Annotated in this window: 17 protein-coding genes and 1 other RNA gene; 8 read left to right on the top strand and 10 right to left on the bottom strand. The window is 56.9% G+C overall.

From position 1 onward, the window contains the following. Positions 1–293 precede the first annotated feature (293 nt). On the bottom strand, positions 294–3386 hold the full coding sequence (locus ACYX4K_RS12915; RefSeq protein WP_475091716.1) for an ImpA family metalloprotease: 3093 nt from the start codon (positions 3384–3386) through the stop codon (positions 294–296). A 195-nt stretch (positions 3387–3581) separates the two neighbouring features. Between ACYX4K_RS12915 and ACYX4K_RS12910 the strand changes: the two genes are divergently transcribed. After that, the gene (locus ACYX4K_RS12910) at positions 3582–3776 is read left to right on the top strand and encodes an AraC family transcriptional regulator (protein ID WP_475091717.1); all 195 of its coding nucleotides are present in this window, start codon (positions 3582–3584) and stop codon (positions 3774–3776) included. On the opposite strand, the gene ACYX4K_RS12905 is transcribed toward ACYX4K_RS12910, so the two are convergent. After that, entirely contained in the window at positions 3769–4380 is a 612-nt protein-coding gene (locus ACYX4K_RS12905) for a hypothetical protein (RefSeq protein ID WP_475091718.1), read from the bottom strand. The two genes, ACYX4K_RS12910 and ACYX4K_RS12905, sit on opposite strands and share 8 nt — an antisense overlap. 303 nt (positions 4381–4683) lie before the next feature. Here ACYX4K_RS12905 and ACYX4K_RS12900 point away from each other — a divergent pair, with 303 nt between their 5' ends. Further along, positions 4684–5922, top strand: coding sequence for a DUF937 domain-containing protein (locus ACYX4K_RS12900; protein WP_475091719.1), 1239 nt, complete (start codon positions 4684–4686; stop codon positions 5920–5922). A gap of 99 nt (positions 5923–6021) precedes the next feature. Here ACYX4K_RS12900 and ACYX4K_RS12895 read toward each other — a convergent pair whose 3' ends face one another. Then, positions 6022–7071: an AraC family transcriptional regulator gene (locus tag ACYX4K_RS12895; protein WP_475091720.1), complete on the bottom strand. Its 1050-nt coding sequence runs from the start codon at positions 7069–7071 to the stop codon at positions 6022–6024. A 182-nt stretch (positions 7072–7253) separates the two neighbouring features. Between ACYX4K_RS12895 and ACYX4K_RS12890 the strand changes: the two genes are divergently transcribed. Beyond that, complete coding sequence (locus ACYX4K_RS12890; RefSeq protein ID WP_475091721.1) at positions 7254–7583, top strand: helix-turn-helix domain-containing protein; 330 nt, start codon at positions 7254–7256, stop codon at positions 7581–7583. A 25-nt stretch (positions 7584–7608) separates the two neighbouring features. On the opposite strand, the gene ACYX4K_RS12885 is transcribed toward ACYX4K_RS12890, so the two are convergent. The 3 genes from ACYX4K_RS12885 to rpiA all read right to left on the bottom strand — a co-directional run bounded on the left by ACYX4K_RS12885 (position 7609) and on the right by rpiA (position 9512). After that, positions 7609–7953, bottom strand: a complete 345-nt coding sequence (locus ACYX4K_RS12885) for a DUF4168 domain-containing protein (protein WP_475091722.1) — start codon at positions 7951–7953, stop codon at positions 7609–7611. Between the two features lie 211 nt (positions 7954–8164). Continuing rightward, on the bottom strand, positions 8165–8791 hold the full coding sequence (locus ACYX4K_RS12880; RefSeq protein ID WP_475091723.1) for a transglycosylase SLT domain-containing protein: 627 nt from the start codon (positions 8789–8791) through the stop codon (positions 8165–8167). 43 nt (positions 8792–8834) lie between these two features. Then, complete coding sequence (rpiA, locus tag ACYX4K_RS12875) at positions 8835–9512, bottom strand: ribose-5-phosphate isomerase RpiA (protein ID WP_475091724.1); 678 nt, start codon at positions 9510–9512, stop codon at positions 8835–8837. A gap of 150 nt (positions 9513–9662) precedes the next feature. Here rpiA and ilvA point away from each other — a divergent pair, with 150 nt between their 5' ends. Both ilvA and ACYX4K_RS12865 read left to right on the top strand, forming a co-directional pair. Beyond that, positions 9663–11186, top strand: a complete 1524-nt coding sequence (ilvA, locus tag ACYX4K_RS12870; protein ID WP_475091725.1) for a threonine ammonia-lyase, biosynthetic — start codon at positions 9663–9665, stop codon at positions 11184–11186. A gap of 332 nt (positions 11187–11518) precedes the next feature. Next, positions 11519–11665, top strand: a complete 147-nt coding sequence (locus tag ACYX4K_RS12865; protein ID WP_475091726.1) for a hypothetical protein — start codon at positions 11519–11521, stop codon at positions 11663–11665. Between the two features lie 92 nt (positions 11666–11757). Here the strand turns inward: ACYX4K_RS12865 and ACYX4K_RS12860 are convergent, their stop codons facing one another. The 4 genes from ACYX4K_RS12860 to ACYX4K_RS12845 form a co-directional block, all read right to left on the bottom strand. Beyond that, positions 11758–12369 carry a 5-formyltetrahydrofolate cyclo-ligase gene (locus tag ACYX4K_RS12860; RefSeq protein ID WP_475091727.1) on the bottom strand — a complete coding sequence of 204 codons (612 nt, stop codon included), beginning with the start codon at positions 12367–12369 and terminating at the stop codon, positions 11758–11760. 69 nt (positions 12370–12438) lie between these two features. Continuing rightward, positions 12439–12618: non-coding RNA, 6S RNA (gene ssrS, locus ACYX4K_RS12855), on the bottom strand. A gap of 167 nt (positions 12619–12785) precedes the next feature. Further along, complete coding sequence (locus ACYX4K_RS12850; protein ID WP_475091728.1) at positions 12786–13094, bottom strand: cell division protein ZapA; 309 nt, start codon at positions 13092–13094, stop codon at positions 12786–12788. Continuing rightward, complete coding sequence (locus ACYX4K_RS12845) at positions 13091–13297, bottom strand: TIGR02449 family protein (protein ID WP_043319490.1); 207 nt, start codon at positions 13295–13297, stop codon at positions 13091–13093. Before ACYX4K_RS12845 ends, ACYX4K_RS12850 begins: the two co-directional genes overlap by 4 nt. Positions 13298–13596: 299 nt before the next feature. Between ACYX4K_RS12845 and ACYX4K_RS12840 the strand changes: the two genes are divergently transcribed. Genes ACYX4K_RS12840 through ACYX4K_RS12830 form a run of 3 tightly spaced genes read left to right on the top strand, consistent with a single transcriptional unit; the run spans position 13597 to position 16814 of the window. Next, positions 13597–14196: a UPF0149 family protein gene (locus ACYX4K_RS12840; RefSeq protein WP_475091729.1), complete on the top strand. Its 600-nt coding sequence runs from the start codon at positions 13597–13599 to the stop codon at positions 14194–14196. A gap of 33 nt (positions 14197–14229) precedes the next feature. Then, positions 14230–15564 carry a Xaa-Pro aminopeptidase gene (gene pepP, locus ACYX4K_RS12835; RefSeq protein ID WP_475091730.1) on the top strand — a complete coding sequence of 445 codons (1335 nt, stop codon included), beginning with the start codon at positions 14230–14232 and terminating at the stop codon, positions 15562–15564. Next, positions 15561–16814: an FAD-dependent monooxygenase gene (locus ACYX4K_RS12830; RefSeq protein ID WP_475091731.1), complete on the top strand. Its 1254-nt coding sequence runs from the start codon at positions 15561–15563 to the stop codon at positions 16812–16814. The genes pepP and ACYX4K_RS12830 overlap by 4 nt, the downstream gene beginning before the upstream one ends. Positions 16815–16838: the final 24 nt, after the last annotated feature.

Raw genomic sequence — 16838 nt, 5'->3', positions numbered from 1 at the left:
TCGCATTGCGGGCTGTTTTACCAATAGGAGTATGTGGTGATCAATTGCTGTGCATTGGTTGGCATCTAAAATGCAACGGTAGTCTCAATTCTGGCGCGTATTTCATTCATGGCGCACACTTTATCTCCCTATTACAGATTGCTTACAGTATTGCTCGGCCGATGAGAGGCTTGCCGCCCATCGTGTGAAAAACCGTGTAAATATTCGTGTAAGCGTATTTGCGGAGGCTGGAATACGAAGTTTGGCGTAACAAAAGGGGAGCTTGTGCTCCCCTAATAGAATCTGCTCATTGATCAGAATGTTTGCTTGGTGTGGCCTGCGAGGGTGTCACAATAGGCTTTATCGGTTGTCGGTACATAAAATGTCCGATCCACCGCTGGGTAGCCGAAACTTGCAACTTGAGCATCGGCTTCGGTGCTATAAGTCTGCCCAATCAGATCGAAGTAAGGGCGGTAGTCCAGACCAGTAACACGACTGCTAGCGATTAACAGCCAGTCATTGTTATCCATCGTGTTGGCTTTTTCGCGGGTGAAACGGGAGAAGCCAATCGTGCCTTTGCTGGATGCCCAATCCGCGTCACTCGCTATTGCAGTGTCGAATGCTTGTTCGAGAATATGCAGTCGCGGAATCAAGTTCCAGCCATCACTGAGGGCTCCCTCTTCTTGAGCGTGTATCATCATCTCGATTACCAGTACCGTGCCGTAATTCCAGCGGTTGTAACCCAGTGCGGACATGTAGGCAGATGGGTCGGTATCGCTCTGGCTGGCCTCAAGATCTGCGCTGATACTACTGAAGGGCAGGCTTTGACAGTTGGCGATTATGCCGTCCTCGTCCTGTGCGCGGGATTTCGCGTAGTAGGAGTAGAAGTTGGTCGTGGCGTGGCCTTCAAAGTTGGTGAATTTAAAGCGGTTTCTTTCCACGGTATGGCCCACTTCATGTAGGTCACCATGACCAAGTACGGAAAAATCCCAAGTGGCGTCATAGGGGTTGCCAGAGCAGCCGGCGCCACAGGCAGATTGATCCATATTACCATGGTGGACTTGATTCCATTCGGCGATGGCAAACCCATTGCTGTTAGCGAAGTCGTGGATTTCTGCCACCACATCAATGTTATCGCCGTATGTGCCTGCCAATACCCGGAAGTAGTTGTGATGGTACTTCGATATGAAATACTCCATCTCGCTTGGAGTATCCCAGCGCGTATCTTCAGACAGGGTGCGGGTCAGCCTTTCTGTCAATGAGTGGATTTCGAAGTAGTCGGTTGCTATTTCAGCCCAGTCGTATTGGTTTGCTGCCAGTGCTGTGGCAAATGCGACATCATCATCCCCAGTGCGCCAGATTGGATGCTGGCCAATATTTTCAAAGGAAAAGGTCATGTCTTTCCCTGTGTCAGAGAATCCAATCTGCACCGGACCACCGTACGGTGATGTAAGGACAAGTGTTTCGCCAGCTTTGATGGGAATTTTATTGGATTGAAGGAACTTGGGTCGGGTGTAGCCCCAAGTCGTATCACTGGGGCTGGGATACATATGACGGGTAGAGTTACTGCGTTGAGTGTTGATAAATACTGTGGCATCACTTTCAATGTTGCTAGCGGACCTGGTCACGCGGAAAGTCTGGCCGGGCAGTGCGTAAACACCTGCCGTGCGGAATGGGCGACGACTGGTAAGTTTTACTGTTGTATCGCTTGGCGTGATGTGGCTGAAATCGGTGCGACTGAAATTGCCGAGGTCGGCCGCACCCGGGTTGTGTTGACGTGTGGTGTATACCAGAGCATCCGCAAAATAGCTTTTCAAGAAGTTGATAGTTGGGGTGGTATCTTTCCACATGGGGAAATTAATTTTTTCCCGGTATTTGTCTGCTAGAAGAATCAATAGCTTTTCAATACGATATTCATCAACCATAGTGAAAATATCTTCGGCACTCTGGTCAAAACCTTTTGGAATAGACCTTAATGCTGCGGTTAAATCACCGAATTCGCTGGCATAAGCTGGTACGTTACTGCAGCTATTGTCTTGGTCTGCACATTGGGAAACCTGAAAGCTAAAACTGTTGTTCTTGAAGCGATTAACCAGGTTGGCAATGTCGGTCAGAGTTGAGTTGCTCGCCCGCATTTCTTCTGCAGACGCCCAGTTGGCGGTATCCTGCACCCAGTAATTCCCTGCATTGCCCTCATCTTGTGTTTTCACACCGAAATATCGCAGGATTGGGTTCGTCAGGGAAGTTGAGTTCCAGCCATTGGTGTGAACGTAAAGTAGGGACTGCTGGTTTTCGATCGCTCCACTGAGGGCAGCCGTTACAGAGCTCTCTGCCATGGTGGTGACACCGGCACCCGTGATGATCAGGTGTGTGCCATGTAGGCACCTAGTCAGTTCAGCTTCAACGTCGCAGCGCGTAATCGCCACATTGGTATTTTGAGCTTGTAGCCAACGTTGCGTGGCGTCCATATGGCTGGAACTCATTTGCATCAGGGCAATGCTAACGTCGTCTTCTGTAGACAGAGCCACGACCTGGGGGGCAAGTAGCCAGTCGATAAGATTTATCATCGGATGGATAAAGGCTGAATGATCTCCTGCGTCCAGCTTAACGATTACATTGTCGCCCACAGCTACAGTGCGGTAGTTATTGTTATCGGTAGCAGAAATGAAGTTGTAGCCCTGATTGCCGGTTACAACCTCAAGTGCCCCGCTCAGGCTGTCGAGAGTGAAATAGCGTGCGTTACGGGATGGATCAAACTCTACCGCAGCGTCACCAAAAACAGTCTCATGAAGCCAAGCGGTGGCTTGCTGGCGCTGTGCGATGCGGTCGAGGATGCGTTGTTCTAATTCCTCGACTGCGGCAGGTAGCATAGTGGGGTCGCCTGATTTTACAGCCTCATTGATTCGGTCCTTGATCGTAACTGTGATGGTTGCACTATCCTCGGAAGTCTCATTGCTGGCGGAGAGGGTCAGTGAGTACGTTTCAGTTTGCATTGAAAAGGGATAGTACACCTCGGTTTCTGCTGCATCTGCTGAATCGAAGGTAACCTCGGGGCCGGATACTTGCTGCCACTTATAGGAGAGCGGACCGTCACCAGTAACGGAGCTGGTCAGCAACAGAGCCTGGTCGTTATACAGGTCGATTTTCTCTGGTATTTCCACGGAAACTGCAGCCGGGGAGGCGTTGGCCTCATCGTCAGAGCCCTGGTCATCACCCGTGTCTTGGTCGTTTCCGTCATTACTGCCCGGGTCCTTATCACCTCCGCTGTCATTATCCGTGTTGTCCTTGTCATCGACCGGGGCTTCAGCCATGTCTTCAGGGGGCGTGTCGTCATGGCTTCCACCTCCACATCCGGGCAAAGTGATAATAAAAATTAGAAGTGCGAGTCTTACGAGATTGCTATTCATTTTATTCTCTAGTTGAACAGTCAATTGGCACCGCTATCTTTGGAGAGAGCGTTGCCCGGAGTCGAAAAGACCTATTATGCGACAAAGAGTGTTCGAATTCTGAAAAAAAGGGGAGCGAATGCTCCCCTCAATCTCGATGTGGGTATTGCGGTATGATCACTGGCCGCAAGATCATGCACGCCCACGACAGTTTCGATGCGGAATATCTGCACGCGCCTGAACGACGTCGCGCCTTTGCAGTGGGAGGCAGATGTGCACCTCGCCCGTGGGAAGTGGGTAACCCGGGTGTGCTTCGATCTGGGCTACCGCCACCTGAGTCATTTCAGCCGGCGCTTCCATCATCAGTTCGGAGTCAGCCCGAAACAGTATCGGGGTCAAAACGTCAGTTGATTCTGGTGTTCTTGCGCTTGGTCAGGGTGTGAATAAAAGCGACGGTGCCTCTGAGGCGTGCACCGATCGCTACCAGGCGCGCTTGCTTTGCGGTCAGCAATTGTGGCTGGTGTTCCTGAATCAGGCGGTACAGGTGATAGCGTGCGACCAGTGTGGCGATTGGCCAGTCCGGCCGCCAGAAACCAGGGCGCAGTGTGGCGCGTTCAAAATCCACCAATCCGACCCGCCCTTTCTGATCGACGACAATATCGCGCACCGGCATGGAATGCCGGGCAACCCCGGCATCCAGCATCTGCTCCACGATTCCACCGAGCTCCCGCAGGTTATCTGCGTTTAACAGCTTTGTGGATTCGCCCGGCAGGCGTGACATTTCCAAAGTATAAGACTTGTCTTCACTGTGGAGCAGGAGGGGAACGCCCTGAATATGACGCAGCCGGTATAGCGCTTCTTTCTCGGTAAAGTAGCGGCGCCGGTGGGTTTTGGAGCGGGTCTTAAAGCGCTTGACGACCCTGTCTTGCCCGATATTCAGCAGTACTTTGTTGGTCTCATAAACGCCGTCGACTACTGTCTTCTGCGGGAGGCGTGACGCAATGTCGATTCCCATGAAACTTCCATGTCTCAGTTATTGGAGTAGGTTAGCCACCTCCGTGGGGGGAGAGACTTATCTACCAATTATTACCAAAAAGTTAAACTTTAGGAAATGTGTGGATGATTTTGACGCCATTCGAAATGCTGATGGCACCTTGGGGCTCTTATTCTGAATCGACCTAACTTGTGGATTTTGCTGCCGTACACTGATGGTAGTGATTTGATTGAACGCACTCCGTTGCTGCCGGGAATCCGCGCAGACTGTCAGTGCGCGCATTCGAAGTAGTCGCAGCTAGGCGAATCAGGCAAAGAGGTATACATGGCTGACAACATTCTGGATATGGCAATACGCCACCTGGGTTCATCGGGTCTCAGCTCACTTGGGAATGCACTGGGATTGCCCGATGGCAAATCGGAGTCTGCATTCTCCAGCGGCGCCGCTTCGGTACTGGCCGGTATGCTGAACAAAGCGGGCAGTGAAAGTGGCCTGGGCGCACTGCTCAATATGGCGACCAAAAGTACCAATATGGACCTCTCATCGCCCGGCGATATTTTTACCGATCCGGATCGGATGAGCAGCCTGCAGGATGTGGGGGGCAATATCCTTGGCTCGCTGTTTGGCGACAAGAAAGATGGCATCTTCGATGTGGTATCCAGCGCGCTGGGACTCGATAGCGCCAAAGGCGGCAGCCTGATGCGGATTGCCGCGCCGGTGGTGATGTCACTGGTTGGCAAGCTGGTGAAAAGCAAAGGCCTGAATATGGAAGGCCTGGCGGCATTACTACTGGGGCAGAAAACGCATATCAAAGACAAGATACCCCCCGGCCTGCTGAAGGAGCTGGGTGTCAGTAACCTGGATGAAATGGCAGAGCGCACGGTGGTGGAAACCACACCGCGCCACACAGCCCACGCGGCCCATACACCGCCGCCGGCGCGCAAAAGCGGTTTTGGGAAATGGCTGTGGCCACTGCTGATTGCCCTTGGGGTATTGTGGGCACTGAACATGTGCGCGAAAAAAGAGAAGGTGGATGATGGTACCGGTGGTGTGGTGATGGAGCAGGATGAGGTCGTCGTCGAAGAGGCGCCGGCAGGTTCTGCCGACGATCCCATGACGACCCCAGACACGACGCCGCAAGCGCCGATGGACACCGATGGCGGTGATTTTGCGACCGACTTCCGTGCCTATTTGGCCGATGCAACCCGGGACCCGAGCAAAGAGTTCCCTCTGAACATCGAGTTTCCTGCCGACGGTAGTATGCCAAACGCAGGCTCTCTGCCGGACGTGCAAGCGCTGATCAAAATCATGCAGGAAAACCCGGGCCTCAATATTGTGATCGAGGGTCACACCGATAGTGATGGCGATGCCGGTGCGAATCAGAAGTTGTCGGAATCCCGCGCACAAGCAGTGATGATGATGATCTCCGATGCCGGCGTGGACGCGAGCCGTATGAAGGCGGTGGGCATGGGCCCGGCCAACCCGGTGGCAGATAACAGCACCGAGGAAGGCAAGCAGAAGAACCGCCGCATTGCGGTAAAAGTGGAGTCGTTTACCGAGTAACCTGTACCCGGTAACCCTTCAGCATAAAAAAACCGCGGCACGCCGCGGTTTTTTTATGACTGGGCAGAGCGTCATTTACCCGCCCGCAAGATGGCAACACTATCCGCGGTATTTCTCCCGATAGGCGCCCGGCGCCAGCCCGGTCCATTTTTTGAAGGCGCGGTTGAACGCGCTCGGCTCGGAAAAACCCAGGCGCTCGGCGATTTCCGCCACCGCAGTTTCCTGCCCCTTCAGCTGGTACATGGCCATATCCCGGCGCACGGAATCCTTGATGTCCTGCCAGCTGTTGCCCTCGTCTTTGAGGCGGCGACGCAGGGTCTGTGGTGAGGTGTACAAACGCTCTGCTACGTCGTCCAGGGACAGGTTTTCGATACTGTTGTCGCTTTGCAGCATACGGCGAATGCGGCCGGTGAAACTGTGATCGGATTTGTACTGGCTGAGCAGGCACTCCGGAGCACGGGCGAGAAACTCGCTGAGCTGCTGTGCGTCCCGCACCAGCGGCATACTCAGGTAGCGCGTGTTGAATACCAGGCAGGTTTCCTGCTGGTGAAAATAATGCCGGCAGGGAAACATGTCGGCATATTCTTCAGGGTAATCCGGTGGCGGGAACGCGAGGTGCACCCGCTCCAGCAAGATGGTGCGGTCGATCAACCAGCTGAAAAAGCGCAGCCAGATCACCGATAGCGACTCGACAAAATTCTGATTGGGCAGCTGCTTGCGATTTTCGTGGTGAAAAATCAGGCGGGCCTCCTCTCCGTCTTCCACCAGTTTGATATGCAGGTCGTCGCTGACCATGGCGACAAAGCGCGCGGAGCGCAGCAGGGCGCGGCGCAGGCTGGGGCAGGTGATGGTGGCGTGCCCCATCATGGCGAAGGTGCCGGGCAGCCAGGGCCGCGCCAGATAGCCACTGGACTCGTCTCCCAGTTCATCCCACAGGCGACGCAACAGGCGCGCCAGCTGCTCGCGGCCAATACGGGCTCCAGGGGCGTCTGCGGCGGAGAGGTCAATACCGGCGTCCAGCAACAGCTGGTCACAGTCCACTCCCGCGGCGCGGGGGCCGGCCAGATGCGCAAACACGGCGGCGGCCAGAATACCGGGCTCCTGGTGCTGCTCGACTTCTTGTGGCTTCTCTTCTGTCTCCACGGTCACGCTTCCCGCTGTCAGCTAATTGAATACTTGTGACCGGATTATGCAAAAAGGTGCATAAAAAGTCGCGCTTGTCCGCTGCTCGATCGGTTTTGGTGTATGGCTGAATGTGTGTTGTTGATGTGCTACAAAGGGGATTGCGGGCAATCGATTTTCCCCGCTCACTACCAATACAAGGAAGCGTTATGTCTCAGTCCCTGAACAGCGGGCTCAATCCCACCATCTGTCGCCGACTACTGGTGGCCTACCTGATTGAGCGACTACCGCGGCCAAACAATCCAGCACTCGAGGAGGCAACCGGCTGGCCTCGCCGGACGATTCAGGATGTGATTGCCAAGGGGCTGCCGGGGCACGGGACTCTGGTGGAATTTGTGCAGCAGGGCGTGCGCAACAACGATGGGTATTACGAGCTGAAGGACTGGGGGTCGATCGACCGCCACTGGGTGAGGGGGAACCTCGTTGCAATTGCCGAGGTGCTGGCACTGGCGCCGGAGCAGATCCCGGCGCCGGATTGAGCCTGAGGGGGCTCCGCTGTGCGCGTTACTGCGGGGCGGCGGCCTTTTGCAGAATGGCGTTAACTTTCTTCAGCAGTTCGGGGTCGCTGCGCAACTGGGTGGCGATACCCTGATACTCTTCCTTGCTCAGACCCGCGCTCTGTACTGCGGCCAGCATTTTGCCCTGGGCTTCTACATTGATCGCTTCCGCGGCAGCGGCATCGGCGGCGGCTTTGATCTTCGGCGCGTATTCCTGGCTCAGGGTCACGATGGAGCGGTAGGCGTCGGCAAACTTCTGCAGCTGTGCTTCGGATATGGCGGTTTCCGCAAAGGCGCTGGATACAGCGAGAGCCAGGGCGAGAGCGGCGGAAAAGATGACGGTCGGCTTCATGAGCACCTCTCATTATCGGAAAGAAACGCATCTGTGCGGAGTTGCACGCCCAGCGTAGGGTGAGGGCTACAGGGCCTTGGCATCGAAGCAATTCGAGGGTGTGCTGCAAAGCGCTGTCTGCAAAGGGTAGTTGTTATTCCGGGCCGGTTGGGAAATTCGCCGCCACTTCCTCCTGTGGCCGGCGATATTTCTCGCTTTGGCAATAACCGGGTCAGAAAAGGCCGAGGAACTTTTTCCGTTTTTTCAGCGAGGCCTCGCAACTGTTGAGCTGTCGCTGATAGGTTTGCGCCCGCGCGGATACTTTTTTCGCGACATTTTTTAGCCATTGTTTGTTGCGAAAGGTGCGGCGATTAAAACCGCCCTGTCCCTCGTGGTAGGCGAGATACAGGTGGTAGGTGTCGTTGGGCTTTATGCGACACTGGCGCTGGCTGGAGTTGTGATACCAGCCGACAAAATCGATGGCGTCCTCAAAATCATCGCGGTCGCCGCGGTAGTTGCCGGTGGAGCGCTGGTAGCCTTTCCAGGTGGTGCCCAGTGCTTGTGCATAACCGTAGGCGTCAGAGGGGCGCGGCCCGGGAATTATCCACAGAATTTTTGTGCGCGGCGGCTTGGCATCGTGCACAAAGCGGGATTCCTGATGCAGGGTAGCCATCATGGTGGCGATGGGCGTGTTCCATTTGCGCGCGGATTCCGCGGCATCGTGGTACCAGTCGTCCTTCTCGCGGAATATCTCGCACAGGTCGTCGGTATTGCTGGGCGGCGTGGTGGCACAGCCCGTTGCCAAAAGGATTGGCAGGGCGAGCAGTGCCAGTGCGCATCGTTTATTGTTTTGAATCATTCGTTCGCTAATACAGGTTTCAGGGCAGGTATCAGAGCAAGAGTCAGACCTTGGACTTCACCGTCTTGACGCCGTCAGCAGTGCCGAGCAACAGCACATCCGCCGGACGTGCGGCAAACAGGCCATTGGTCACCACACCGGTGATATTGTTGATGGCGTCTTCCAGCTCCAGAGGCTTGGCGATTTGCATATTGTGCACGTCGAGGATGACATTGCCATTGTCGGTGGTCACACCCTCGCGATACACCGGGTCGCCGCCCAGTTTGACGATTTCCCGCGCCACATAAGAGCGCGCCATTGGAATGACTTCCACCGGCAACGGAAAATTGCCCAATACTTCTACCCACTTGCTCCCGTCAGCGATACACACAAACTCATCGGAGCAGGCGGCAACGATCTTTTCCCGGGTCAGTGCGGCACCGCCGCCCTTGATCAGTTGCAGCAGCGGGTTGGTCTCATCGGCACCGTCCACATACACGCGGATGCCGTCCACCGCATTCAGGTCATACACCGGGATGCCGTGGGACTTGAGGCGCTCGGCAGAGGCTTCGGAGCTGGCGACGGTGCCATCGAACAGGCCCTTTTTCTCTGCCAGATAGTCGATAAAGAAATTGGCGGTGGAGCCGGTGCCGACGCCGACTATGGTGTCGGACTCCAGCATGGGGGTGATGTATTCCACCGCGGCGCGCGCGACTGCCTGCTTGAGTTGATCCTGGTTCATAAGGAAATATGCGTCCTTGTGCAATTTTTGCCATAAAAATGCCCGCGAATGAATATTTTTGCGCGCAAAAGTGGCTCGTTGGTGGCTTTGCTGCTGTGTAGCGATTAGACTGGCGGGCTTGTAAACATCCATCGGCTGCCGATTTCTGTCATGCCCAAGTCCTATATCAAGCGCATTTTAGACGCGCGCATTTACGATGTCGCCATCGAAACCCCGCTGGAGCCCATGCGTCAGCTGTCCCACCGTCTCGGCAACCGTATTCTGCTGAAGCGCGAAGACCTGCAACCGGTGTTCTCCTTCAAGATTCGTGGCGCCTACAACAAACTCCTGCAGTTGCCTCCTGAGCAGCGGGCCAAGGGCGTGATTGCGGCCTCTGCCGGCAATCATGCCCAGGGGCTGGCGCTGGGCGCACAGCAGCTCGGCGTGCGCGCCACCATCGTGATGCCTTCCACCACACCGGCGATCAAGGTTAACGCAGTGCGCATGCGTGGTGCAGAAGTCGTATTGCACGGGGATACCTTTGACGAAGCGGCAGCACTCGCCAAACAGCTGGTGGAAGAGCGCGGCCTGGTGTTTATCCACCCCTACGACGATCCAGATGTGATTGCCGGGCAGGGCACCGTGGCGATGGAGCTGTTGCGCCAGCATCCGGGCAACCTGGATGCGGTGTTTATCCCCGTTGGTGGCGGTGGCCTCGCAGCGGGTATGGCGGCCTACATCAAGTACGTGCGCCCGGAGATCAAGGTGTACGCGGTGGAGCCTGAAGACGCCGCTTGCCTGAAACTCGCCATGGACCAGGGCAGCCGCGACGGACGTTTGCCGCAAGTGGGCCTGTTCGCCGATGGCGTGGCGGTGGCGCAGATCGGTGAGGAAACCTACCGGGTGCTGCGGGAGACCATCGACGGGGTGATCACGGTCACCACCGATGAGATCTGTGCGGCGATCAAGGACATTTTTGAAGATACCCGCTCCATTGCCGAACCCGCCGGAGCCGTAGGCCTCGCGGGCCTGAAAAAATATGCCGAGCAGAGCGGCGAGCAGAACCAGGCGCTGGCTACTGTGTGCAGTGGTGCCAACACCAATTTTGACCGCCTGCGTTATATCAGCGAGCGCACCGAAATCGGTGAGAAGCGCGAAGCCGTACTGGCGGTGACCATCCCGGAAAAAGCCGGCAGCTACCTGCAGTTCTGCCGCGATCTGGGCGATCGCTCCATCACCGAATTCAATTACCGCTACGCCAATTCCGGTGAGGCGCACATTTTCGTAGGCATGCAGGTCACCACCGACGCCGACCGCGCCCAGCTGGTGGCCCAGCTGGAGAATGGCGGTTACCGGGTCACGGACCTGACCGACAACGAAATGGCCAAGCTGCATATCCGCCACCTGGTGGGCGGCCGGGCTCCCGGCGTGGATAGCGAGGTGGTGTATCGCTTCGAGTTTCCGGAGCGCCCCGGTGCCCTGCGCAACTTCCTGGAGCAGCTGGCGGGTCGCTGGAATATCACGTTGTTCCACTACCGCAATCACGGCGCCGCTTACGGGCGGGTGCTCGTGGGGCTGGAGGTTGCCGAAGCGGAGCGCCCGCAACTGAATGCACTGCTCGACCAGCTGCACTACCCCTTCTGGGATGAGACGGAAAATCCTGCCTATCGGTTCTTTCTGGCCCAGAAAGACTAAGTGGCAGCGGGGAAATGTGCGCCTGTCGCCAGTATTTGCGGTGGGTAGTTCACGGGGCAGGCCCTGTCGAACTTGCAATTTCCATTTTGTGAGAAATCTCTCAAAAAAAAGCGCTTGACGGGTTACTATTTGGCCACTGATCGAGTATCTTTTGAGCGGTGATTGGCCCTTATGGGTCACTTCTGGGCAGGAATACCAGCGGAGCAGTTTTTTGCTCCCGCGTGGAACTTTCCGGAAGTGACAGGTCCAAATCACCACTGGCGGCGCAGATCGCCAGGCGCGAAAAAAGATAGCGAAAACAACAAGAATTCAGATCTTACAGGATGGTCCCCATGAAACCCGATGCATTGACACTCGCTGTAGTTGTCTTTGTTGCGGGCGTACTGCTGAGCAGCAGCGGTTTGACCGAGGTGTTCTCTTCCGATCAGGAAGAGGCTGACGCCCCGGCAGCGCTTCAGCAGGGAGTGGTTACTCGCTGACCCCTCCGCCCGCAGGCGTTACGCCAAGCAAAAAAAGCCGGGCCCTGGAAACAGGGCCCGGCTTTTTTGTGCCTGTCGGTTGGGGGCGCCGATCAGCGGCAGCGATAGAGGCGTTGATCCGTCGCTACCAGCGCCAGTGGAATGTCCCAACTTTCTGCCGGGAGCTGCGCCACACATTGCAACTGGTGCGCCACGCCGATCATCAGCGGGGCGCTGCCCGGGCGCAGGTGCTTGAAGGCAAAGGTGCGGTCGTAATACCCCGCGCCCATACCCAGGCGGGCGCCGCTGGAGTCAAAAGCCACCAGGGGGACCAGTACCAAATCCAGCTTTTGCGGCGCACGGATTTCACTGCGCCCGATCGCCGGTTCTGGAATTCCGTAGCGGTTGCGGTACCGAAGGTGCGCGCCCGGCCAGTGGCGAAAGGTCATGGTGGTGCGCCCGGGGCGCGGTAGTGCGGGCAGGTAAAAATGTTTGTGGGGGAAACGCGCCAGCAGTAGTCGCGGATCAATCTCCCCATCCATCGGCCAGTAAATGCCGATATGGCGTGCGCGTTGTATTTCCGGACTGCGCGCCAGGCGCTGGCAAAGTTGGCGGCTTGCCAGTCGCTGCTGATTCGGATTCAGCGCGCGGCGCGCGGCGCGGATCTGTTTGCGCAGCTGTGTTTTCGAGGGGAGCGTTGGCGGCAGGGTGACGGACTCAGGCATGGGTGTGCTGTATTCACCGGCGGTCAGAGGTCCACACAGGAAGCCCGGCCCGCCGGCAAGACAAGAATTAGGAGCCCCGAAGATGCGGCTGATGACATAGCCTTGAACCGTAAGGCTCAAGGTGGGGGTTCCCGGAATGCATAAGGCTTTCCGCTGCATGGCGGACTTGCACACCAACACCCGCTGGGAACCTCCAGGGTAGAATTATCGGCTCAGGACATAGTCAACTGGCCAACACTTCAGGGCGAGTAAACAGTATACCTCTTGGGGGAGATCTTGGCTAAACGCACTTTCGCGCCAAAACGGTCTTTTTCGCGCGAGTCAAGGGCGAAGATAAAAAGAGTAGAGAAATCAATTGAAGTGCAGCGAAAGGTATTCAGCTGCACCGAATAGAGTAGTGGGGCGGTGTACGAGTATCAGACGTTGTCGAACTTGCTGAGCGCTGCCTGTACTTTTTCGTGCAGGCGGTCGAGCATCTGTTCTTCTACCGGTTGCCGCGCCAGCCCGGCTTTTGCCTGAATCAGCTCGTGGGCAATATTCAGTGCGGCCATGACCGCGATGCGCTCGGCGCCGATCACGCTACCGCCGTTGCGGATCTTGGCCATGCGCTCATTGAGCAACTTTGCCGACGCCTGCAGGCCGGCCTGCTCGTCTTCGGAGCAGGCTACCCGGTACTCTTTATCGAGTATGGTTACCGCGACGGATTGGTTCGGTTTGCTGCTCATGCGTTTTCTTGGCTCAGGCCCTTCAGGCGATTGATCATGGTTTCAACGCGTGTGCGGGCAATTTCATTATTCTTGATTAGCCGTTGGCGCTCCTGCTGCCACTGGCCTTCCTGCTCACGCAGGGCGCGGTTGTCGGCCGCCAGCTGTTGATACTGTTGAATCAGCGTATCCAGCTTGAGTTCTAACGCCTGTATCTTGTCCATAATTCCTGCGTATTCGGTGCGCCGCCCGCTCCGGTGACCTGCGCAAGGACCTGCGCAAGCTGGGGGATTCCGCTACTATATTGCCGGTGAAATTTAGGGTCAATTACCTACTATTACGGCGTGCGCGCGTAATCGTCTGCGCCAGCCGTTGCTTAGACAATATTTCGCCACTTTGGTGAAATATTCACACATTCGATTGCGCTTTCCAGATTATCGCGGGAGAGCCACTGGAATTCTTGGCGGCCGTTCAAATTTTCGGCATGTCGATTGCCGTACCGTATACGTATTTTGGAGTGTTTATGTCCGCAGGGTCCGCAAAGTCCGTGAAAAAAATATCGTTTGATGATCTGGCAAACCAGATTGTCGCTGCCGGTGGCAAGATTGGCCCCAGCGAGCTGCACGGTTTTATTTGTGGCTTGCTGGCGGCGGGTGCGCGACCAAGTGCATCCCGCTGGCAGCAGGAAGCGGCGGAGTTTCTCGATCTTGATGCGGTGCCCGCTGACCTGAACGGCACAATTCAAGAGCTGGTGGAAAAAAGCCAGGCGGATTTCGCGGATAAAGATTTTTCTTTTCAGCCACTGCTGAGTGACAGCGATGAGCTGGCCGAGCGTGGCCAGACCCTGTGCCTGTGGTGCGAGGGCTTTCTGCATGGGTTTGGTATTGGCAAGTATGCCGGCGAACTGTTGCCGACGAGCAGTGAGGCCCTCAGGGATTTTGCAGAGATTGCACAGCTGGATGCGCAGGGTATGGAGAATGATGTCGAGCAGGAGCGCCAGCTATTCGAAGTTCAGGAATACGTGCGCATGGCTGCACTGAACATTTTTGTGGAGTGCAACAGTGCTCCAGCCAGCAATGGCGGTGCCGGAGGCGATAAGCCCTCGGGCCCGACCCTGCACTGAACCTGAAACCGATTTTCGCTCCGCCATTCGCCGATGAATATTACCAAAGCCGAATACGCCCGCCGTCGCCAGCGTCTGCTCGACGCGATGCCGGAAAACAGTCTGGCCATTGTGCCCGCCGCGCGCGAGCAACTGCGCTCGCGAGATACGTATTTTCCGTTTCGCCAGGACAGTGACTTTCTTTACCTGAGCGGGTTTAGCGAACCGGAGTCCCTGCTGGTGCTCGCGCCGGGGCGCGGTCAGGGCGAAACACTGCTGTTTTGCCGCGAGCGCGACGAGGAAAAAGAAATGTGGGACGGTCCGCGCCTTGGACCGGAGCAGGCGGCTGAACATTGTGGCCTGTGTGATGCCTTCCCCATCGGCGATCTCGACGACATTCTCCCGGGCTTATTGGAGGGCAGAGACTTTATCTGTTACACCATGGGCCGATTCCCGCAGCTGGATCGACGTCTGCAGTCTTACCTGCAGGCCATCGAAATGGCCCCCGGCAGCAGTGGCGCGCCCCAGATACTCAGCCTCGACCCGCTTTTGCACGATCTGCGCCTGTACAAGAGTGCTGCTGAAATCCGTTTGATGGCGCGGGCCGCCGAAATCAGCGCACAAGGTCATCGACGCGCGATGCAGGTGTGTCGTCCCGGTATGTATGAATACCAGCTGGAAGCAGAATTGCTGCACACCTTCGCCACGTCCGGTGCGCGCGAGCCCGCGTATCCGAGTATTGTCGGTAGTGGACGCAACGCACTGGTGATGCACTACATCGCGAACAATGCGCAGCTGAAAAATGGCGATCTGGTGTTGATCGATGCGGGCTGTGAGTATCGCGGCTATGCGGCTGATATTACCCGTACCCTTCCCGTCGGCGGCCGCTTTAGCGGCCCGCAAAAAGCGGTGTATGAAATTGTTCTCGCCAGCCAACTGGCTGCGATTGAACAGTGTGTGCCCGGCAACGATTGGGATCAGCCACACCTCGCCAGCGTGGAAGTTATCACCCAGGGACTGAAAGATCTCGGCTTGCTGCAGGGGGAGGTTTCGGGGTTGATCGAGTCCGGCGCCTATCGGCAGTTTTACATGCACCGGGTTGGCCACTGGCTGGGAATGGATGTGCATGATGTGGGTGACTACAAGGTACATGGCCAGTGGCGGCAGCTGGAAGCGGGGATGACCATGACGGTGGAGCCGGGTATCTATATTGCGGTGGATGCGCCCTCGGTGCCGGAAAAATTCCGCGGTATCGGTATTCGCATCGAAGACGATGTTGCACTTTCCCGGGGCGGGAACAAGGTATTGTCAGAGGCAGCGCCGAAAACGATTGCGGATATCGAGCATCTGATGAGCGCCGGAGATCTTATTCAGGAGGCGTTGCTGTGAGCGATTCCATGCAGGCTACGGATATCGCCATTGTCGGTGGCGGTATGGCCGGTGCCAGTCTCGCACTGCTGCTGGCGCATCACTGCCCGCAGTTGAACATTGTGCTTCTGGAGCGTCAGCCGGTCGCGGCTGTTGATGCACCGCTTGCCCTGCCGAGCTTCGATACCCGTGCCACCGCCATTGCCGCGGGCAGTCTGGGTATTTTTTCGACCCTGGGATTGTGGCCGGCGCTGCGCGAATATGCCGAGCCCATACGCCAGGTACAGGTGTCTGATCGTGGGCACAGCGTTGGCGCCAGTCTCGATGCGACGCGGGAACGGCAGGCGAGCTTTGAGGGAATGCTCGGTGCGGTCATCGAAAATGCTGCTCTCGGGCCGCTGCTTTATCGGGCACTGGAGAAGACGCCGATGCAGGTGCTGGATAATGCGGAAGTGTCTGCTGTTGAAATGCATTCTCCGGGCGCAAAACTGCATATTCAGCGCGCAGGTGAATCGACGGCTATGCAAACCCGCCTGCTGGTGGTGGCGGATGGTGCAGGTTCTGCGCTGTGCGAGCGTCTCGGCATCGCCACCTCAAAGGTGGACTACCAGCAGCAGGCACTGGTCGCAACGGTGGGACTGCAGAAGGATCATCGGGGAATTGCTTTCGAGCGTTTCACTGACACTGGCCCCATGGCGCTGCTGCCGCTACCGAAAAGAGAAGGTATGCACCGTGCCGCGCTGGTGTGGACCTGTGAAGAAAATGAACAGCCGCCTCTGGCGGAGTTGCCGGAAGCGGAGTTCATCCAGCGACTGCAGCGCGCTTTTGGCTGGCGCGCTGGCAGAATTGTCCGTGCGGGCAAGCCGCACAGTTATCCGCTGACCCTATCCCTGGCCCGCGAACAGGTGCGCCGCGGTGTAGTGCTGGTCGGCAATAGTGCCCACTTCCTGCATCCGGTGGCCGGGCAGGGCTTTAATCTGACCTTGCGGGACTGCGAGGGGCTGGCCCGTACCATTGGTCGGGCAGTGGCGGAGAAAGGCCCGGATTTCGCCCACACCGGCCCCGGGGAGCTAGACTTACTTGAGGCCTATTGGCGCGAACGTCAACATGACCAGCAACTCACTATTGGCTTCAGCGACAAAATTCCGCCGCTGTTTGCCTCTCGCAATCTGTTGACCAGCGGGTTGCGCCAGCTGGGGCTGCTCGGGCTGGCACTGACACCGGCCACACGGGCGGCATTTGCCCGCCAGGCAGCAGGAATTACTCCTTAGGCGCGCCTCACACTATAAAGGTTC

It is taken from the genome of Microbulbifer sp. ABF4_107, from assembly GCF_056312215.1.
This window is presented reverse-complemented; position numbering and strand designations above follow the sequence as displayed.